The 20252-nt window shown below is 62.6% G+C and carries 19 protein-coding genes; 11 read left to right on the forward strand and 8 right to left on the reverse strand.

All coding sequences use genetic code 11. The features are described 5' to 3' along the window. Positions 1-25: 25 nt before the first annotated feature. Positions 26-1248 (forward strand): IS3 family transposase gene (locus RHM60_RS24880; protein ID WP_322212102.1). Its coding sequence is split into 2 segments (ribosomal slippage): positions 26-377 and positions 377-1248, totalling 1224 coding nucleotides; the frame shifts between segments, so codons are not numbered across the junction. 52 nt (positions 1249-1300) lie between these two features. Here RHM60_RS24880 and fabB read toward each other — a convergent pair. The 5 genes from fabB to RHM60_RS24905 form a co-directional block, all read right to left on the reverse strand. Continuing rightward, positions 1301-2521, reverse strand: a complete 1221-nt coding sequence (fabB, locus tag RHM60_RS24885) for a beta-ketoacyl-ACP synthase I (protein WP_209980638.1) — start codon at positions 2519-2521, stop codon at positions 1301-1303. An 11-nt stretch (positions 2522-2532) separates the two neighbouring features. Then, entirely contained in the window at positions 2533-3048 is a 516-nt protein-coding gene (gene fabA, locus RHM60_RS24890; protein ID WP_003210552.1) for a 3-hydroxyacyl-[acyl-carrier-protein] dehydratase FabA, read from the reverse strand. Positions 3049-3297: 249 nt separating this feature from the next. After that, positions 3298-5199, reverse strand: coding sequence for an ATP-binding protein (locus tag RHM60_RS24895; RefSeq protein WP_322213147.1), 1902 nt, complete (start codon positions 5197-5199; stop codon positions 3298-3300). Next, on the reverse strand, positions 5196-6125 hold the full coding sequence (locus RHM60_RS24900) for an ABC transporter substrate-binding protein (protein WP_209980642.1): 930 nt from the start codon (positions 6123-6125) through the stop codon (positions 5196-5198). Before RHM60_RS24900 ends, RHM60_RS24895 begins: the two co-directional genes overlap by 4 nt. A 1-nt stretch (position 6126) precedes the next feature. Continuing rightward, positions 6127-8247: a TonB-dependent receptor plug domain-containing protein gene (locus RHM60_RS24905; RefSeq protein ID WP_322213148.1), complete on the reverse strand. Its 2121-nt coding sequence runs from the start codon at positions 8245-8247 to the stop codon at positions 6127-6129. Positions 8248-8442: 195 nt separating this feature from the next. On the opposite strand from RHM60_RS24905, the gene RHM60_RS24910 reads away from it, so the two are divergent. The 8 genes from RHM60_RS24910 (at position 8443) to RHM60_RS24945 (ending at position 14550) form a co-directional block, all read left to right on the forward strand. Continuing rightward, a complete protein-coding gene (locus RHM60_RS24910; RefSeq protein ID WP_209980646.1) occupies positions 8443-9468 on the forward strand; it encodes an NAD(P)H-dependent glycerol-3-phosphate dehydrogenase in 1026 nt (341 codons plus the stop codon). Between the two features lie 10 nt (positions 9469-9478). After that, positions 9479-9826, forward strand: coding sequence for a DUF4389 domain-containing protein (locus tag RHM60_RS24915; protein WP_209980648.1), 348 nt, complete (start codon positions 9479-9481; stop codon positions 9824-9826). Then, positions 9823-10272: a phosphohistidine phosphatase SixA gene (gene sixA / locus RHM60_RS24920; protein WP_322213151.1), complete on the forward strand. Its 450-nt coding sequence runs from the start codon at positions 9823-9825 to the stop codon at positions 10270-10272. Before RHM60_RS24915 ends, sixA begins: the two co-directional genes overlap by 4 nt. 36 nt (positions 10273-10308) lie before the next feature. After that, positions 10309-10752, forward strand: coding sequence for a hotdog fold thioesterase (locus tag RHM60_RS24925; RefSeq protein WP_322213152.1), 444 nt, complete (start codon positions 10309-10311; stop codon positions 10750-10752). Positions 10753-10849: 97 nt separating this feature from the next. Beyond that, entirely contained in the window at positions 10850-11653 is an 804-nt protein-coding gene (locus RHM60_RS24930; RefSeq protein WP_209980656.1) for an alpha/beta fold hydrolase, read from the forward strand. Further along, positions 11650-12504: an alpha/beta hydrolase gene (locus RHM60_RS24935; RefSeq protein WP_322213153.1), complete on the forward strand. Its 855-nt coding sequence runs from the start codon at positions 11650-11652 to the stop codon at positions 12502-12504. The genes RHM60_RS24930 and RHM60_RS24935 overlap by 4 nt, the downstream gene beginning before the upstream one ends. Positions 12505-12606: 102 nt before the next feature. Beyond that, positions 12607-13425, forward strand: coding sequence for a DUF4892 domain-containing protein (locus RHM60_RS24940; protein ID WP_322213154.1), 819 nt, complete (start codon positions 12607-12609; stop codon positions 13423-13425). 72 nt (positions 13426-13497) lie between these two features. Further along, positions 13498-14550 carry an AI-2E family transporter gene (locus RHM60_RS24945; RefSeq protein ID WP_209980664.1) on the forward strand — a complete coding sequence of 351 codons (1053 nt, stop codon included), beginning with the start codon at positions 13498-13500 and terminating at the stop codon, positions 14548-14550. A gap of 634 nt (positions 14551-15184) precedes the next feature. Here RHM60_RS24945 and RHM60_RS24950 read toward each other — a convergent pair. Continuing rightward, positions 15185-16222 carry a sensor histidine kinase gene (locus tag RHM60_RS24950; protein WP_209980666.1) on the reverse strand — a complete coding sequence of 346 codons (1038 nt, stop codon included), beginning with the start codon at positions 16220-16222 and terminating at the stop codon, positions 15185-15187. Next, entirely contained in the window at positions 16222-16983 is a 762-nt protein-coding gene (locus RHM60_RS24955; protein WP_322213155.1) for a response regulator transcription factor, read from the reverse strand. Before RHM60_RS24955 ends, RHM60_RS24950 begins: the two co-directional genes overlap by 1 nt. A 248-nt stretch (positions 16984-17231) precedes the next feature. Between RHM60_RS24955 and pyrF the strand changes: the two genes are divergently transcribed. Beyond that, positions 17232-17930: an orotidine-5'-phosphate decarboxylase gene (gene pyrF / locus RHM60_RS24960; protein WP_231423330.1), complete on the forward strand. Its 699-nt coding sequence runs from the start codon at positions 17232-17234 to the stop codon at positions 17928-17930. Between the two features lie 142 nt (positions 17931-18072). Here the strand turns inward: pyrF and RHM60_RS24965 are convergent, their stop codons facing one another. Further along, complete coding sequence (locus RHM60_RS24965) at positions 18073-19080, reverse strand: NADP-dependent oxidoreductase (protein WP_322213156.1); 1008 nt, start codon at positions 19078-19080, stop codon at positions 18073-18075. Between the two features lie 228 nt (positions 19081-19308). Here RHM60_RS24965 and RHM60_RS24970 point away from each other — a divergent pair, with 228 nt between their 5' ends. Continuing rightward, positions 19309-20070, forward strand: coding sequence for an SDR family oxidoreductase (locus RHM60_RS24970; protein WP_322213157.1), 762 nt, complete (start codon positions 19309-19311; stop codon positions 20068-20070). Positions 20071-20252: the final 182 nt, after the last annotated feature.

Genomic DNA, 20252 nt, shown 5'->3' on the forward strand with positions numbered 1-20252 from the left:
TCTGACCTTTCTTCAGGAGGACTCAATGGATACGGGAAAAAGGCGCAGCCAACGCGATTACACGCTAGCTTTTAAATTGTCGGTCGTAGACCAAGTCGAAAAAGGCGAGTTGAGTTATAAAGAGGCTCAACGGCGCTTTGGCATTCAGGGCCGGTCCACGGTACTGGTTTGGCTACGCAAGCATGGCCGACAGGACTGGAGCCAAGGCGCCTCAATCCGAGCGCCGCGGAGCAGGCCGATGACCGACCCCAACCTCCCGCTGACACCCGAGCAGCGGATTAAAGAGCTTGAAGAACAGTTGGCGCTGAGCAATCAAAAGGCCCAGTTCTTTGAAGCTGTCGTGAACGTCTTGAAAAATGATTACGGTGTGTCCATCGTAAAAAAGCGACCCGGCAAGTCCTCTCGCAAGGGCAAATCCAAGACCTGAGCATTACCAGGGCTTGCCTGTTCATGGGAATTTCGCGCCAAGCGTATTACAAACGTAACCGAGCCGTTGATGCGAGAGCTCACCAAGACCAGCAAGTAGTGGACTTTGTTCTGGAAAAGCGGCGTCGCCAGCCGAGGTTAGGCACGCGCAAGCTGCATTATCTGATGAGCACTGAGGCTGAAGTGCAGGTAATTGTTGGTCGAGACCGTCTTTTTTCCATCTTGCGCGAAGCGCGAGAGCTGGTTCCTCGAAAGCGTGCTTATCATAAAACTACGCATAGCCATCATCGGTTCCGCCGCCATCCCAACCTGCTCAAAGCAGGCCCGGAACAAGTTGTCGCTGGCAGGCCCGAGCAGGTTTGGGTTGCAGATATTACCTATCTGCCCACGCGGGAAAGTGTCGTTTACGTCAGCCTGATAACAGACGCGTACTCACGCAAGATCGTGGGTCATCATGTACATGACAGCCTGCATACGGAGTCGGTGGTCAAAGCATTGCAGAAAGCTGTTAGCCAGCGAAAATCCAAGCAATCGCTGATCCATCACTCGGATCGCGGGGCCCAATACTGCTCCGACCTGTACCAGCAAATGCACGCCAAGCATGGGATCAAGTGCTCAATGACGGATGGCTACGATTGCTATCAGAACGCGATGGCAGAGCGGGTAAACGGGATTTTGAAAACTGAGTTTTTGCTGCACCGGCCCAAAGATTTGGCGGATGCCGTAAAAATGGTGGATGAGTCGGTGCTGATCTACAACGGGGAGCGGCCGCACTTATCCCTGAAATACAAAACGCCCGATGCGGTGCATCAGGCGTTTTGAGACTGAAACAGGTGTAAACCTATTTCAGGACTAGACAGTCAAGCTGCAGGCCTTACTTGCCCTGCCAGCGCTTGAGCACCAGCGTCGCGTTGGTGCCGCCAAAACCGAAGCTGTTGCTCATCACGGTATTGATGGTGGCGTTCTCAACGGTCTTGGTCAGGATCGGCATATCTGCCACAACCGGATCGATCTCGTCGATGTTGGCCGAACCGGCCATGAAGTTGCCTTCCATCATCAGCAGGCAGTAGATCGCTTCGTGAACGCCGGCGGCGCCCAGGGAGTGACCCGACAGGCTCTTGGTAGAGCTGATGGCCGGTGCCTTGTCGCCGAATACCGCACGCACGCCTTCCATTTCCTTGGCGTCGCCGACCGGAGTGGAGGTGCCGTGGGTGTTCAGGTAGTCGATCGGCGTGTCAACGGTGGACATGGCCATCTGCATGCACCGGATGGCGCCTTCGCCGCTTGGCGCAACCATGTCGTAGCCGTCGGAAGTGGCGCCGTAGCCGACGATTTCCGCGTAGATCTTCGCACCACGGGCCAGAGCGTGTTCCAGCTCTTCGACCACGACCATGCCGCCACCGCCGGCGATGACGAAACCGTCACGCTTGGCGTCGTAGGCGCGGGAGGCCTTTTCCGGGGTTTCGTTGTACTGGGTGGAGAGGGCGCCCATGGCGTCGAACAGGAACGACTGGCTCCAATGCTCTTCTTCACCGCCGCCGGCGAAGACGATGTCCTGCTTGCCCAGCTGGATCTGCTCAACGGCAGTACCGATGCAGTGGGCGCTGGTGGCGCAGGCCGAGGAGATCGAGTAGTTGACGCCCTTGATGGCGAACGGCGTGGCCAGGCAGGCCGACACGGTGCTGCCCATGGTCCGTGTGACACGGTACGGGCCGACGCGCTTCACGCCTTTCTCGCGCAGGATGTCCAGCGCTTCCATCTGGTTGAGGGTGGATGCGCCGCCGGAACCGGCGATCAGGCCGGTGCGTACGTTCGATACCTGGTCTTCGCTGAGGCCGGAGTCGACGATCGCGTCTTTCATGGCCAGGTAGGCGTAGGCGGCAGCGTGGCCGACGAAGCGATAGATCTTGCGATCGATCAGCTCTTCGAGGGGCAGGTCGATGGAGCCGGAAACCTGGCTACGCAAACCCATTTCGGCATATTCCGGGTTGAAGCGGATGCCAGGGCGACTTGCACGCAGGTTAGCGGTGACGGTCTCTTTGTCATTGCCCAGGCAAGAAACGATGCCCAGACCAGTGATAACGACGCGGCGCATGCGGATAACCCTTAAAAGTTGTCAGTGGAAGTGAATACGCCGACCCGAAGGCCTTCGGCAGTATAAATCTCGCGACCGTCGACAGTCACCGAACCATCGGCAATGGCCAGGTTCAGCTTGCCCTTGAGGACGCGCTTGATTTGAATGTTGTAGGTGACTTTCTTGGCGGTCGGCAGGACCTGGCCGAAGAACTTCACTTCGCCGGAACCCAGGGCACGGCCGCGACCCGGCAGGCCTTGCCAGCCCAGGTAGAAGCCGACCAGTTGCCACATGGCGTCGAGGCCCAGGCAGCCTGGCATTACCGGGTCGCCTTCGAAATGGCAGGCGAAGAACCACAGGTCCGGAGTGATATCCAGCTCGGCGACCAATTCACCTTTGCCGTACTTGCCACCCTCTTCGCTGATATGGGTGATGCGATCCACCATCAGCATGTTCGGGGCGGGCAGTTGCGCGTTACCTGGGCCGAACAGCTCACCGCGACTGCAGCGCAGCAGGTCTTCCCGAGTAAAGGCGTTTTGTTTGGTCATGCGAGCTCCTCAATAATCCCATGCGGCGGGGCAGGGCAAATCTTCCCGAACCGAATGAAGCGTTCATGCCTCATGCCGGCAGCCTACACGTAGACTATTGCGTTGTAGTGAAAGTCACAGCGTCAAGGCACTCAATGTACACTTGTTCACTGAAATTTTAAACCGGGCCTGTTTATCAGCCCGTTTGGGTGCCTAAGACTGCCGCACTTTCGTGTTTCACGCCAGTCGCAGATGCCTGATGGCGCGGCGCTATTGCACCCAGCGCTGCAGGATCTGCTGCAAATCCGTACGTTTGAACGGCTTGGCCAGGTAATCGTTCATTCCGGCCGCGAGGCACGCTTCACGGTCGCCCTGCAACGCGTTGGCGGTGAGCGCAATGATCGGCAGATCGGCGCAGCCCGGCAGTTGGCGAATCTGCCGGGTAGCCTCGTAGCCGTCGATCACCGGTAACCGGCAATCCATCAGGATCGCGGTGAATATCAGGCTTTCTGCGCTACTTATTGCCTCGGCGCCGTCGGTGGCCAGGCTGACTTCAAAGCCGAGGCTGCGCAACATGGCTTCCACCACCGTGCGGTTGACGGGGTTGTCCTCCACCAGCAACACATGGCGGCCATCACCGGCGCCGTGCTTGCTTTGGGCATCCTGGGCAATCGCCGGCAGGCTGTGCTGGTCGATGGCCAGGGGGATTTCCAGGGTAAACACCGAACCATGACCTTCTTCGCTTTGCGCACGCAGGGTGCCGCCCATGCGTTCGGCCAGCGTGCGCGCGATGGGCAGGCCCAGGCCGGTGCCGCCGTAACGTCTGGAAATCGAGCTGTCAGCCTGCTGGAATGCGTCGAACATCGACTCCAAGTGTTCGGCGCCAATACCGATGCCACTGTCGCGCACGCTGCAGGTGAACCACACCAACTCGTGGTCGAGAGGCTGCCAGTGGGGCTCGACACTCACGCTGCCCTGCTCGGTGAACTTGAGTGCATTGCCGATCAGGTTCACCAGAATCTGGCGGATACGCGTGGGGTCGCCCTTGACTCGCAGCGTATCCAGGCCCGGCGGCATCGGCAGGTTGAGCGTCAGCCCGCGCTGCTGGGCGCTGTGCCGGAAGGCATGGGCGCTGCTGTTGACCAGGTCGGCGAGGTTGAACGCAATATGCTCCAGCTCCAGCGCCGCGCGCTCGATGCGCGAGAAATCGAGGATGTCGTTGATGACCTTCAGCAGATGCTCGGTGGACTCGGAGGCCAGCGCGGCGTATTCGGTCTGCTCCTCGGTCATCTCGGTGGTTTCCAGCAACTGCAGCATGCCCAGCACCCCGTTCATCGGCGTGCGCAGCTCGTGGCTCATCATCGCCAAAAAATCCGACTTGGCATTGTTGGCCCGCTCGGCTTCCTCGCGGGTCTGAATCAACTGCGCCATGGCCTGCTGCTGTTCGCGGCTGGCCTGTTGCAGGCCAGCGGCCAGATTGTTGATGTGGCGTGACAGGTCGCCCAGTTCCGAATCATCCACGATTGGCAGCGGGGTCTTGTAGTCGCCTTGCTGGATGGCCTTCACCGCATGGCCCATTGCGCTTATCGGCTGCGACAGGCTGGCCGCCAGACGCCGCGCCAGCAGGAAGGTAAACAGCAGGGCGAACAGCGCCAGGATGCCGGCCTTGAAGAGAATCTCCTGCTGACGCTGACTGAAGGCATCGTTGGACATGCCGACGATCACGCGCCCCAGATAATCGGCGCGCGGCGCCTTGGATTCGTTGAGGTTGTCCTGGAAAAAATCGCTGCCCAGCTGGATATGCTGCAGGCGGATCGGCGCCTGGAACACTTTCACTGACAACGAGCGGTCGTGCTTTTCCGACGGTTGCTCGACGTACACCAGAATATTTTCGGCGGCGTCCTGAATCTCCAGAAAGCGCACGTGGGGCGTGGCCAGCGTGGCGCGCAGCAGGCTGTCGAGCACATCGTTGTTGCCGGAAATGACGCCGTACTCGGTGGCGGGCGCCAGTTGGTTGGCAATCAGTTGGCCGGTATGGTCCAGTTCCTGGCGCAGGTCCTGGATGCGCACAAAGGTAAAGAAGCTGATCAACAGCAGCGTCAGCAACAGCGCCGGGCCCAGGGTGATGAGCTGGGTACGGGTGTTGATGTCCCAACGACGACGCAAGGTCATGGGCGTTTTTCTCCTTCGGCGAGCCGCGCGGCGACGTTGCTTTCATCGACCTGTTCGATGCCCAGTGAGCGCGCGACCTGCGGGTTGCCCACGACTTTGAAATGGTGCGGGTACAACGTGCGCGGCCAACTGGCCGGCGGGCGGTCAAGCAAACGGTCGAGCACGCCCAGCCAGTCGGTCTGGTCGCTGTAGGTGCTGGCCAGGCTGCCGGCCTTGACGAAGCCGGCATTGGGCCCCACCAGCGGCAGTTGCTGGGCGTAGCTGCTCAGCAGCAGGTTCTTTGCGGTCTTCGGGTTGTACAGTTGCGGGTCGTCGAGGCCGAGCAATACGTCGCTGGTCCTGAACAGGCTTTGCAGCGGGCGACTGTCGTTAATGTTATTCCACAGTTGAGGCACGATTTGCAGACCCAGGGGCGCGGCGTATTGGCTCAGCTCGCGCAGCAGGAACTCACTGTCGCTGCCGTAGAGCACGCCGATGCGCCGGGCCTGCGGCAGAATGCCGGTGATCAGGCGTAACTGACGGTCCAGCGGCGGGTCGCTCCACAGCAGGCTGATGTGCGCCGGCAGGCGGGTGCCCAGGCGCTGGCGCGCTTGCAGGCGGCTGATGCGCAGCACCAGGGTCGGCGGACCTTCGGCATCCTGCAGGCGCCAGTCGAGGCCGGGCAGGTCGAGCAGGATCAGGCGCGTGTCGGCAGGCAGTTGGTGCGGCGCCGGGAGGTCCTTGAGCGGGGTGAAGGTGACCTGGTCTGCGGGACGCTGCCGGGCCAGTGCCTGGGCGAAGTCCTGCACGCCGACGCTGTCTTCGGCGGCGGTCAGCAGGATGTTGGCACTCCACGCCGGCGCGGTCAGCAGCAGGCCGATCAGCAGCAGGGCCCGCTGCCAAAGCCTGGCGAAAGAGAAGTAGGTCGTCCGTGACTGATTGGCCATGTCAGAACTCCAGCTCCGCGCTGAAGTAAAGGACATGACGATGGTCATAAATATTGTCGGGCCAGGTGGTCGGCTGATTGTCGAGGCGTTGTTGCAGCATGCCCGCCAGCTCCACGTTGGCGTTGCCCACGGCAATGCGCTTGGCCACCCGCAGGTCGACCCGTTCGAAGCGATATTGGTTGAGCGCATCGTCACCGTAATAGAACAGCGCGCTGGACCAGCCGCGACCCCACTCGCGCAGCCAGCCGGCGGAGCCGCTGTTGCGCGCGGTCTGGGCCTTGTCCAGCGGGTTGCTCGCGCTGGCGTCGACGTAGGCGTAGGTGAACCGCAGACGGTCGGCGTTACTCAGTCGCCAGTCAAATTGCGACTCGGCGCCGACAAAACGCGAGCTGTTGCCATTGCTCGCAATGTATTGGTTGTTGCGTAGCGGCGAGCTGATCATGTCAGTGATTTCGTCATAGAACAGCTTCACGTCCAGGTTCAACCCGAGGTCGGCAAAGAAGCCGTTATAGCCCAGTTCCCGCGATTTCATCAGCTCTTTATCGAGGTTGCCCGGCCCCCGTGTCACCACAAAATATTGCCCGGCGTTCTGCCCATAGGCCGGCGAGCTGAGATGGTTGACGCGGTAGCTCCAGTTGACGTTGTTCTCGAACATGTCCGGCGAGCGGATGGCCTCGGAGTACACCGCGCGCAGGCCGTGGCGCGGGTTGATCAGGTAGTTCAGCGCCATTCGCGGCGTCAGTGAGTGACCGCTCAGGCGCGTGTCTTCATACATGGCGCCGCCCTGCAGCAGCCAGTGTTCGCTGGCACGCCATTCGAGTTGGCCGAACAGGCGCCAGGTGACGTCGTCGAGAGTGCCGTTGAAGTAGGTGTCGGAATCGGCACGGTCATAGCGATAATTCATACCGCTGACCAGGCGCAGGCTGTCGGACAGGCTGAGGGTGTCCTGAATCTCCAGATCGTAGCGGCTTTCGCGGGTGCTCTGGTCGATGTCGCCGCACACGTTCTGGCTGGCGCCGTTGCGCCATTGGTCCAGCACCTGATTGCCCAGCGCCTGTTCAGCGGTGCTGCCCGGCGGTGCGCTGCCCTGGCTGTAGGTGTCCATGTGCCGCGCCAGCAGTTCGGCGTAATTGGGATTGAGTTGCCACAGGCGGGTCAGCTCCGGGCTGAACGAGACTTTCGCATCGCAGGCCTTCCAGACCTGGCGGCGCTCCCACTGCTGGGCCGAGCCCTGGATATACAGACTGTGGTCGGGGTTGAAATCGATGTTCCAGCGCAGTGAGCCGGCGTAGTCCCTGGCATTGACGTCGGAGTTATTGCCGCCTTCGGTAATCCCGGCGAACACCGGTGTGTAGGTATAAGGACGCTGGTTGGTGCCCTCCTTGGCGTTCAACTGCCAGTCGAGGCTCTGTTGCGCATTCAGCGTCTGGCTCACGGCCAGGCTGAAGCGGCTCAGGCGGCGACTGTCGCGGCGGTCGGCGCCTGTGGCGTCGCTGTCGAAGCCATCATCCTGCTGGCCGGACATCGACAAGCGCAAATCGCCGGTTTCCCAGCCCAGGCCCTGGCTGGCGTAGACATCGTTGATCCCCCGTTCGCCGCGCTGCACCTTCACCCGTGTGCCCCGGCTGTTGGCCGGTGAGCGCGTGAGGATGTTGACCACCGCCATCAGCGCATTGGCGCCATAGCTGACGGTGTTGGGGCCACGGAACACTTCGATGCGCTCGATATCTTCCATGGCCACCGGAATATCGCTCCAGTCGACGGTGGCGAGGCCCGCGCGGTACACCGAACGGCCGTCGATCAGCACCTGCATGCGCCGCGCATCGCTGGCGCTGGTGCCGTGATAATTCACGGCGGCCTGATTGCCGGTGGTGTAGCCGACCATCATGCCCGGCACCAGCCGCAGCAGCTCGGCGATATCCCGTGCGCCGCTGGCCTTGATCAATTCGCTGTCGATCACCGTCATGCTGCCGGGCACGGCGGCGGCCGATTGTTTAAGACGTGTGGCGGTGAGCACCTGCGGCAACGGCTGGCTGTCGAGGAACAGGTCATCGGCGCATGCAGCAGCGCTGCACAACAGCATCAACAACAGGGATGAGCGGGGAGGAGGGCCCGGATACACGGCACGGCCTTGATCATTGCGGATAGCCGCCCATGGTAACTGAGGTGAGGCCTTATGCCAGTCGTTGAAATTGCAATTCGTTCATCCAATTGTGGCATTTTCCGACAGGCGTACGAATTGACGCGGGGGCTGGCTGCAATTGAGCCGCTCCGTATAATGCGGCCATTGCCACTGGTATGGATTAACGGATTGCATATGACTGAACAGCGCCCTATCGCGGTCCTGGGAGGCGGAAGTTTTGGTACCGCCGTGGCTAACCTGCTGGCCGAGAATGGCCACGCGGTGCGCCAGTGGATGCGAGATCCCGAGCAGGCCGAGGCCATTCGCGTGCACCGGGAAAATCCCCGTTACCTTAAAGGCATCAAAATTCATGAGGCGGTCGAGCCCGTCACCGACCTGCTGGCGACCCTGGAGGCCTGCGACCTGTGTTTTGTCGCGCTGCCCTCCAGCGCCCTGCGCTCGGTGCTGGCCCCCCACGCCGAACGCCTGGCCGGCAAGCTGCTGGTCAGCCTGACCAAGGGCATCGAGGCGCAGACCTTCAAACTGATGAGCGAAATCCTCCAGGAGATCGCTCCACAGGCACGCATCGGCGTGCTGTCCGGGCCGAACCTGGCGCGGGAAGTGGCCGAGCACGCGCTGACCGCCACGGTGGTCGCCAGTGAGGACGAGCACTTGTGCGAACGCGTCCAGGCCGTGCTGCATGGCCGTACGTTTCGCGTGTACGCCAGCGGCGATCGGTTTGGCGTCGAGCTGGGCGGGGCGCTGAAAAACGTCTACGCCATCATCGCCGGCATGGCCGTGGCCCTGGGCATGGGCGAAAACACCAAGAGCATGCTGATCACCCGCGCCCTGGCGGAAATGACCCGCTTTGCGGTCAATCAGGGCGCCAATCCCATGACCTTCCTGGGCCTGGCGGGCGTGGGCGACCTGATCGTCACCTGCTCCTCGCCCAAAAGCCGCAACTATCAGGTCGGCTTCGCGCTGGGCCAGGGCCTGAGCCTGGACGACGCGGTGACGCGCCTGGGTGAGGTGGCCGAAGGGGTCAACACCCTCAAGGTGCTCAAGGCCAAGGCTCAGGAAGTGGGCGTCTATATGCCGCTGGTGGCTGGCTTGCATGCGATTCTGTTCGAGGGTCGCACCCTGGAGCAGGTGATTGAGCTGCTGATGCGCGCCGAGCCGAAAACCGATGTCGACTTTATTTCCACCAGTGGTTTCAACTGAGGAACGCGTCATGAACGATCCCAAAGCAGCCCCCAAGTATGAGTCCATTGTGCTGCGCATCCTTTGGATGCTGGTGTTCGCCCTGGTGTGGCAGGTCGCGCAGTTTCTGCTCGGCGCGCTGGTGGTGGTGCAGCTGGTATACCGTCTGGTCTACGGCGCGCCGAACCTGGGCCTGATGAACTTCGGCGACAGCCTCAGCCAGTTCCTGGCGCAGATCGGCCGCTTCGGCAGCTTCCATACCGAGCACAAGCCCTGGCCCTTCGCCGATTGGCCGACCCCGCGCGCACCCGAAGGCGAGGCCGCCCACAGCGTGCCACCGGCGCCGCACCCGGTGCGCGATGAGGAGCCAAAGCTGTGAAGCTGTGGATTCTGCGCCACGGCGAGGCCCAAGCCCACGCGCGCAGCGACGCCGAGCGTAGCCTCACCGAGCACGGCCGTGGCGAAGTGTTGCACAGTGCTGCGCACCTGATCGGCCAGCCCATCAGCGCCATCATTGCCAGCCCTTACGTACGGGCGCAGCAAACCGCGCAGCTGGTGCGCGAGGCCCTCGGTTTTCAGGCCGATATCCGCACAGTGCCGTGGTTGACGCCGGACGCTAATCCGCCCCAGGTGCTGGAAAACCTCGACACCGATGACAATGTGCTGCTGGTCAGCCATCAGCCTCTGGTGGGCAGCCTGATCAGCTTTTTGCAGCACGGCCATCTGCGTCAGTCGCAGCCGATGCACACCGCGAGCCTCGCGGAACTGGAAGGCGATTTTCCGCTGGCGGGGCTGATGAGTCTGGTCAGCGTGAAAAATCCGTAGGCCATCCTGATAACAACAACAGAAAGGACACTCCCAATGAGCCTGTGGCGTACCCAACCGAACATCGAACACCTCAATACCCTGCAGAAAAACACCATCGGTGAACTGCTGGACATCCGCTTCGAAAGCTTCGATGAGCACTCCCTGACTGCAAGCATGGTGGTCGACCACCGCACCCATCAGCCCTACGGCCTGCTGCACGGCGGCGCGTCGGTGGTGCTGGCCGAAAGCGTCGGCTCCATGGCCGCCTACCTGTGCATCGATGCCAGCAAGTTCTATTGCGTGGGCCTGGAGGTCAACGCCAACCACCTGCGCGGTGTGCGCAGCGGGCGGGTGACGGCGGTCGCCACGGCGATTCATATCGGACGCACCACCCAGGTATGGGACATTCGCCTGACCAGCGACGAGGGCAAGGCCAGTTGCGTATCGCGTCTGACCATGGCCGTCGTGCCCCTGGGCGAGACCCCGCCGGCGCAATAGGCGTGGCGTGAGTGCCATCATTCCTGGCAGTTACGGTCATTGCCGTACACGCCAGGCATGGGGACAATCGCTCCACTGTCTGTGCAGAGGGTTCGGTATGTCGCAGCACGTGTTTTTTGCCCACGCCAATGGTTTCCCGTCGGCCACCTATGGCAAGTTGTTTGCCGGCCTGGCGCCGGAATACGAAGTGGCTCACTTGCCCCAGCACGGTCACGATCCCAGGTTCCCGGTGGATGACAACTGGCAGAATCTGGTGGATGAGTTGATCCATCATGTTGAGCAGCAACCCCAGCCGGTGTGGGGCGTGGGCCATTCACTGGGTGGCGTGCTGCATCTGCATGCGGCCATGCGCTGCCCGCAGCTGTATCGCGGGGTGGTGATGCTCGACTCGCCGGTACTCACGCGTGCCGACCGCTGGGTGATCCGCGCGGCCAAGCGTTTTGGCTTTATCGACCGTCTCACGCCAGCCGGGCGCACTCTGGGTCGCCGCGAAGAATTTACCGACCTGGCTGCTGCGCGCAGTTATTTTGCAACCAAGACGCTGTTTCGCGGGTTCGACCCGGACTGCTTCGAGGCTTATCTGCAGCATGGCCTGTACCCGGTGGGCGATCGCCTGCGGCTGCGCTTCGACCCGGCCACCGAAATCAGCATCTACCGCGGCGTGCCCCACACCAGCCCGGGACAGGTGCGTCAATTGCGGGTGCCGTTGGCGATGGTGCGTGGCCGCCAGAGCCGGGTGGTGATGCGTCACCATGCCAGCGGCGTCGACCGCCTGCCCATGGGCGAAACGCTCACCGTGCCTGGTGGCCATATGTTCCCCCTCGAACACCCACAGGACACCGCTGCCTTGATCAAAACCCTGTTCGCCCGCTGGGAAAACCGTGAGCGCAGTTGCGCATGAGCACGCCCGTCGAAGAAGTACGTCTGAGCCTGCCGCATATCGAATTGGCCGCCCATCTGTTCGGCCCCGAGTACGGCTTGCCGGTGATCGCCCTGCATGGCTGGCTGGACAACGCCAACAGCTTTGCGCGTCTGGCGCCGAAACTCACCGGCTTGCGCATCGTCGCCATTGATATGGCCGGCCATGGTCACTCGGCGCATCGCCCGACGGGCGCCGGTTATGCCTTGTGGGATTACGTGTTCGATGTGCTGCAGGTGGCCGAACAACTGGGCTGGAAACGTTTTGCATTACTTGGCCACTCCCTCGGCGCCGTCGTGTCCACCGCCCTGGCCGGGGCTTTGCCGGAACGGGTCACGCACCTGGGCTTGATCGACGGCGTGATCCCGCCAACCGCCAGCGGCGAGCATGCCGCCGAGCGCCTGGGCATGGCGTTGCAGGCGCAACTGAGCCTGCAGGACAAGCGCAAACCGGTCTACACCACCCTGGACCGTGCGGTTGAGGCGCGCATGAAAGGCCTGGTGGCCGTCAGCCGCGAAGCCGCCGAATTGCTGGCCCAGCGGGGCCTGATGCCGGTGCCTGGCGGTTACACCTGGCGCACCGACAGCCGCCTGACCCTGGCTTCGCCGATGCGCCTGACCGACGAGCAGGCGATGGCGTTCGTACGTCGCGTGGCTTGCCCTGCGCAGTTGATCGTGGCGGCAGAGGGCATGCTGGCGAAACATCCCGAATTGCTTTCCCAGCTGCCTTTCTCGGCGACCACGCTGCCGGGCGGCCATCATTTACACCTGAATGATGAGCCCGGCGCGGTTCTTGTTGCAGACTGTTTCAATCGGTTCTTCTCCGCGCCTTGACTTGGTGCGGTCAACTGCCGAGGCTGGGCGGATTGAAAGGGAGTCAACCATGAACAATCCAAACATAACGCCTGCTTGCACTGGCCCAGGCTCACCGATCCGATGAGCCTGGGTAAACGATGTTTCCGTGTTCTGGGGCTGGGTATGTTCAGCCCGCTGGTATTCGCCGCCGATGTACCGGGCAGTCAGGATCTGCCTGCCGTCGCCCGTCAGGTCGACGCGCAGATCGTCGATTACCGCCCGGCTGAAGAGAAAGAGCGCATCTACCCCATGGGCGCGATCCGCAGGATCAGCGGCCAATTGCGTTCCGAGGGCCAGGCCACCGCCCGTGGACAAGCCACGGCCATCACCTATGAACTGCCCGCCGAACACACATCGAGCGCCGCGTTTACCGCCACGCGCGAAGCGTTGCAGGCCAACGGCGCGCAACTGCTGTTCTGGTGCCAGGCCCGTGACTGCGGCGAGAGCAGCCTGTGGGCCAATGAAGTGTTCGGCAACGCCAAGCTGGTGGGCGCCGACGGTCAGCAGGAATACCTGCTGTTGCGCCTGGCAGCCCCGCAGGACAATTCCCTGGTGGCGCTGTATGGCATCACGCGAGGCAATCGCCGCGCCTATCTCCACGTCGAGCAACTCGATTCCGGCACGCCGCTGGGTACGCTGCTGCCCACCTCCGCAACACTGCTGCGTGAGTTGAAAAGCACCGGCGAACTGGACTTTCCCGCGCTGGCCGCCGAGCCGGATGCCACCTGGCTGACGCTGATTTCCCGAGCACTTAACCTCGACACCAACTTGCGCATCAGCTTGAGCGGCGCTTCGGCCGAGGCCTGGCGCCAGGCGCTGGTTGGCAGCGGCGTACGCGCAGCCCGCCTGGAAACCGGCAGCGGTGACACTAAAGGCTTGCACCTGCATCTGATACGCTGAGCGTCCCCGGGCGAACGGACCCGTGCCGTTCGCCTAAGCTATGTTCCTGAGACCTTCCTTTCGAGATTTTCCATGCCCAATAATGATCGCCTGCTGGTGCAAATCCTGCTGCTGGTGCTGTTTGGTGCCAGCTTCTGGGTGATGGCGCCGTTCTGGTCGGCGCTGTTCTGGGGCGCGGTGCTGGCTTTTGCCAGTTGGCCGCTGATGCGCCTGCTGACCCGTGCGCTGGGCGGGCGCGAGTCGCTGGCCGCCGGCATCCTGACCCTGGGCTGGATGCTGTTGGTGGCGCTGCCGCTGGTGTGGCTGGGCTTCAACCTGGCCGACCATGTGCGCGATGCCACGGTATTGATCAAGGATATCCAGGTCGATGGCCTGCCCGAAGCGCCCACCTGGCTGGGTTCTATCCCGCTGGTGGGCGAGCGGCTGGTGGGCATGTGGGACAGCATCGACGAGCAGGGGGCCGCGCTGATGATCAGCATCAAGCCGTACCTTGGCCAGGTGGGCAACTGGCTGCTGGCGCGCAGTGCGCAAATAGGCGGCGGCATTCTCGAACTGACCTTGAGCCTGGTCTTCGTGTTCTTTTTCTACCGCGACGGCCCACGCCTGGCGATGTTCGCCCACCGCCTGCTGGAACGCCTGATCGGTGAGCGGGCCGGCTACTACATCGAACTGGTGGCCGGCACCGTGCAACGGGTGGTCAATGGCGTGATCGGCACGGCCGCCGCCCAGGCGCTGCTGGCGCTGATCGGCTTCCTGATCGCCGGCGTGCCCGGCGCGCTGGTACTGGGCATCGTCACCTTCCTGCTCAGCCTGATTCCCATGGGCCCGCCGCTGGTGTGGATCCCGGCTACGGCATGGCTGGCGTGGAAAGGCGACTACAGCCACGCGATATTCCTCGGCATCTGGGGCACGTTCATCATCAGCGGCGTGGATAACGTGCTCAAACCCTACCTGATCAGCCGCGGCGGCAACCTGCCGTTGGTGATCGTGCTGCTTGGCGTGTTCGGCGGCCTCATTGCCTTTGGCTTTATCGGCCTGTTCATCGGTCCTACCTTGCTGGCAGTGGCGTACAGCCTGCTGATGGACTGGAGCGCGAGCCAGGCCCAGGAGCGGCGGGAAACATAAGTCTGCAAATTACACTGTGGGGGGGCGCCGTGAGCGGGCTTGTTGTGGCGAGCGGGCTTGCCCCGCGCTGGGGTGCGCAGCAGCCCCAAAACCATGCTCTGCGCAGTGTCAGGTACAGCGCGTTTACCTTGATGGGGGGGCGCCGCGCACCCCAACGCGGGGCTAGCCCTAATGCCGTTCAGTTAAGCCAGTGTGATGCTCGAAGCAATGAGCGGTGCGACTTTTCGGTGTATATATCGGTTTGTGCGGTAACGGCGACTTAGGGTTCCGCCCTTACGGCGGCTCACTTTTGAAAAGCGCAAAAGTAAGCAAAACGCTCTTGCCCCAACACTCGGCACCTCGCCCAGGCTCGGTGTGCCTAAGATCAAGATCAAAAGCGCGGCGGCCTGAGAGCCGACCGGAATGGCTTGCGAACGCTGTACAAAATGTGGGAGGGGGCTTGCTCCCGATGGCGTCGGCCCAGCAAACATTGATGTTGAAGACACACCGCTTTCGCGGGCAAGTCGAATCGTCGCACCGCCGCTTGCACAGGGGAGCTGCGCTTAACTGACTGGCATTAGGGCAAGCCCGTTCGCCACAACAGAGCGGCCTGCCGCAGAGGCTCCCGTTTGCTGCGCCACCTTCCTATCAGGATTCAAGCCCGAGGCAGCCACATCACCGCCGTCAAACCACCCCCTGGGGTTTCCTCCAGGCTCAAGCGGCCGCCGAGGCGTTCGACGGCTTCCCTGGCAATCGTCATGCCCAGGCCGACGCCGCCGGAGTTGCGGTTGCGCGAGCCTTCCAGGCGAAAGAACGGCTCGAACACGGCCTCGCGCTGATCCGCCGCGATCCCCGGGCCGTGGTCGATGACACGAATCATCAGGGCCTCGCGGCTGTCCGTCAGTTCCACGCGTGCGCCGCCGGCGTAGCGCAGCGCGTTGTCGATCAGGTTGTTGAGGCCCGAACGCAGGGCCATCGGCTGCACCTGCAGCGGCGTGCATGAACCCGCATATTGCACGTCGCACCCCTGGTCCTGGGCGTTTTCGCTCAGTGACTCCACCAGCGCCTGCACATCGAGCCAGTGCCGGGTTTCGCTGGTGCGCTGTTCGTGCAGGTAACTCAGGGTGGCGTCGAGCATGCCGATCATGTCGTCCAGGTCCTGCCGCATCTGGCCTTGCAGGCGGGTGTCTTCGATCTGTTCCAGGCGCAACTTTAGGCGCGACAGTGGCGTGCGCAGGTCATGGGACACGGCGCCGAGCATGCGCGCGCGCTGGCTCACCTGCTCGCGAATGCGCCGTTGCATGAGGTTGAAGGTCGAGGCCGCCTGTCGTGCCTCGCGGGGGCCGGACTCGTTGAGCGGCGGGCTGTCGAGGTCCAGGCTCAGGCGCTCGGCCGCTTCGCTCAGGCGCTGGATCGGCCGGCTCAGCAGTTTGGCGCCGTACCATGCGGCGATGATCAACGTGATGACCTGAAACGTCAGCGGCACGACCGGGCCGCCAAACCACGGGCGTTGGCGCTTCTGGTGCACGGGCGTGAAACTGCCATCGGCCATCTGCACATACAGGTCGCCGGTGGGCGGCGGGGGCGGGCCATAGTGGTGAAACCAGAAAATCGTCAGCCCATGGGCCAGCACAATGGCCACCAGCAGCACCCCGAACAGCCGCCCGAACAGCGTGTTGAAGGCGTTGCGCATCAGCCGATATCCCGTGCGTCGAACAGGTAGCCTTCACCGCGCACGGTCTTGATCAACTGCGGCGCTTTTGGATCGTCGCCCAGTTTCTGGCGCAGGCGCGACACCAGCAGGTCGATGCTGCGGTCGAAGGCTTCGATGGAGCGACCGCGCGCAGCGTCCAGCAATTGCTCGCGACTGAGTACGCGACGCGGACGCTCGATGAACACCCACAGCAGGCGGAACTCGGCATTGGACAGCGGCACCACCAGGCCGTCGTCGGCCACCAACTGGCGCAGGACGCTGTTGAGGCGCCAGTTGTCGAAGCGGATATTCGCGCGCTGCTCGGTGCGGTCATCGCGCACCCGGCGCAGGATGGTCTGGATACGTGCCACCAGCTCACGGGGCTCGAACGGCTTGGACATGTAATCGTCGGCGCCCAGCTCCAGGCCGATGATGCGGTCGGTGGGCTCGCAGCGTGCGGTCAGCATCAGGATCGGGATGTCCGACTCGGCGCGCAGCCAGCGGCACAGCGACAGGCCGTCCTCGCCCGGCAGCATCAGGTCGAGCACAACCACATCGAAGGTGCCGGCCTGCATGGCCACGCGCATCGCGGCGCCGTCATTGACGCCGGTGGCGAGAATATTGAAGCGCGCCAGGTAATCGATCAGCAGTTCGCGGATCGGCACATCATCATCGACAATCAGGGCACGGGTATTCCAGCGCTTGTCGTCGGCAATTACCGCGTCTTTGGGCGCGTCGTTTACGGCGGAGGGGGTCTGCATAGTGCGGTCATCTGCCTGGTGGATACGCTCAGCATAGGCGCCCAGCCCCATGGCTGGAAGTGCTGGACGGTCGGTCGTGGGCGCGAGGCTAGCGCCAGGGCGTGTTGAGGGCATGTCGTGAATGTATCGGCGCCGACACAAATGCAGAAAAGCCAGTACCGTCGGTATTTACCGATCACCGGATCCCGCAACGGCGCCGCTTGCGCTACAATCCGCGCCGATTTCGACTTGCCTGAGAGCCCATGCCAATGTCCGTCTGCCAGACGCCTATCATCGTCGCCCTGGATTACCCTACCCGTGAAGCCGCACTGCAGCTGGCCGACCAGTTGGACCCCAGGCTTTGCCGGGTCAAGGTCGGCAAGGAACTGTTCACCAGTTGTGCGGCAGACATCGTCGGTACCCTGTGCGACAAGGGTTTCGAGGTGTTCCTCGACCTTAAATTCCACGACATTCCCAACACCACCGCCATGGCGGTCAAGGCGGCGGCCGAGATGGGCGTGTGGATGGTCAATGTGCACTGCTCCGGCGGTCTGCGCATGATGAGCGCCTGCCGTGAAGTGCTGGAACAGCGCAGCGGCGCCAAACCGCTGTTGATCGGCGTGACCGTCCTCACCAGCATGGAGCGTGAAGACCTGGCCGGCATCGGCCTGGATATCGAGCCCCAGGAGCAAGTGTTGCGCCTGGCGGCCCTGGCGCAAAAAGCCGGGCTCGACGGTTTGGTCTGTTCGGCCCTGGAAGCCCAGGCGCTGAAGACGGCGCACCCGTCACTGCAATTGGTGACGCCAGGGATTCGTCCGGCGGGCAGCGCGCAAGACGACCAGCGGCGCATCCTCACCCCGCGCCAGGCCCTGGACGCGGGCTCGGACTACCTGGTAATCGGCCGTCCGATCAGCCAGGCCGCCGATCCGGCCAAGGCGCTGGCAGCGGTCGTCGCTGAAATCGCCTGATACTCAAGGCAAGCACAGAAAAAATGTGGGAGGGGGCTTGCTCCCGATTGCAGTGTGACAGTCGACACAGGCATCGACTGATCCACCGCTATCGGGCGCAAGCCCCCTCCCACAGGTGTACTCAGGTCTCAGAGAGAGTGCCTCAGCTGACCTTGAGCACCAGCTTGCCGAAGTTCTCGCCATTGAACAGCTTCATCAACGTCTCGGGGAATGTCTCCAGCCCCTCGACGATATCCTCCTTGCTCTTGAGCTTGCCCTGAGCCATCCAACCGGCCATTTCCTGCCCGGCGGCGGCGAAGTTGGCGGCATGGTCCATCACCACGAAGCCTTCCATGCGCGCGCGATTGACCAGCAATGACAGGTAGTTGGCCGGGCCTTTCACCGCTTCCTTGTTGTTGTACTGGCTGATGGCGCCGCAAATCACCACCCGCGCTTTCAGCGCCAGACGGCTGAGGACGGCATCGAGAATATCGCCGCCGACGTTATCGAAATACACGTCCACGCCTTTGGGGCACTCGCGCTTGAGGGCGGCGGGCACGTCTTCGCTTTTGTAATCGATGGCCGCGTCGAAACCCAGCTCATCCACCAGGAACCTGCACTTGTCGGCGCCACCGGCGATGCCGACCACACGGCAGCCCTTGAGCTTGGCGATCTGCCCGGCAATGCTGCCTACTGCGCCGGCGGCGCCCGAGATCACCACGGTTTCGCCGGCCTTCGGCGCGCCGGTGTCCAGCAGCGCGAAGTAAGCGGTCATGCCGGTCATGCCCAGGGCCGACAGGTAGCGCGGCAATGGTGCCAGGGTCGGATCGACCTTATAGAAGCCACGTGGCTCGCCGACGAAGTAGTCCTGCACACCCAGCGCGCCGTTCACGTAATCGCCGACGGCAAATGTCGGGTTGTTCGAGGCAATCACCTTGCCCACGCCCAACGCGCGCATCACTTCACCAAGGCCGACCGGCGGAATGTAGGACTTGCCCTCGTTCATCCAGCCACGCATCGCCGGGTCCAGGGACAGGTATTCGTTGTGTACCAGCACCTGCCCGTCGCCAGGCGTCCCCACCGGGACTTCCTGATAGGTGAAGGTGTCACGCGTGGCCGCGCCGACCGGGCGTTTGGCGAGCAGGAACTGGCGGTTGGTCTGGTCAGTCATGGCAGGGACTCTTGAGAAATGAACCCCGAGTGATAGACCTGCGGTGGCGTGAATGCAAGTGTTTGCCCGACGTGCGAATGCTCGCCGATAGACCGGAATGATAGTGCTGCCGGTGCACTTATCACTGCGATCCATGCAGCCACAACCGGGCTTTTGATAATGCTGACGCGCCAGGTCTGGCCTTGGCTAGACTCGGCCTACAGTTATCTCTCCCACAGGATCTTTGCCATGAGCATGACATTTTCCGGCCAGGTCGCCCTGGTGACCGGCGCCGCCGCCGGTATCGGCCGCGCCACCGCGCTGGCGTTTGCCGCCGAGGGTTTGCAGGTGGTGGTCGCTGATCTGGATGTGGCGGGCGGCGAGGGTACGGTCACGCTGATTCGTCAGGCCGGTGGTGAAGCGGTGTTTGTGCGCTGCAACGTTACCCTCGAAGAGGATGTGCAGCAGTTGATGGCGCGCACCATCGCCGCCTATGGCCGGCTGGATTACGCGTTCAATAATGCCGGCATCGAAATCGAGAAAGGCAAGCTGGCGGACGGTAGCCTGGACGAGTTCGATGCCATCATGGGGGTCAACGTCAAGGGCGTGTGGCTGTGCATGAAGCACCAGTTGCCGCTGCTGCTGGCCCAGGGCGGCGGGGCGATCGTCAATACCGCGTCGGTGGCCGGGCTGGGCGCTGCGCCGAAGATGAGCATTTATGCGGCCTCCAAGCATGCGGTGATCGGCCTGACGAAGTCGGCGGCGATTGAGTACGCGAAAAAGAAAATCCGCGTCAACGCGGTGTGCCCGGCGGTGATCGACACCGACATGTTCCGCCGTGCGTGGGAAGCCGACCCACGCAAAGCCGAGTTTGCCGCAGCCATGCACCCGGTGGGGCGCATCGGCAAGGTCGAGGAAATTGCCAGCGCCGTGTTGTACCTGTGCAGTGATGGCGCGGCCTTTACCACGGGGCAGGCCTTGGCGGTGGACGGTGGCGCGACGGCGATCTAGGACGTGATCCCGCCGGCCATTCGAAAACGCCGGGGGTGGTTGTGGGGCGTTTCCAGAACGGACGAACGCCGCTTCGAATGTGTGTCATCAGGTAAATAATTCAATAAAATCAATACTTTAATAAGAATTCAAAAAGGGCCTGAAGAGGCTTCTGTGCTTAACTGCTCGGGTTGAATAACTGA

It is taken from the genome of Pseudomonas sp. MH9.3 (genome assembly GCF_034354675.1).
GTDB lineage: Bacteria > Pseudomonadota > Gammaproteobacteria > Pseudomonadales > Pseudomonadaceae > Aquipseudomonas.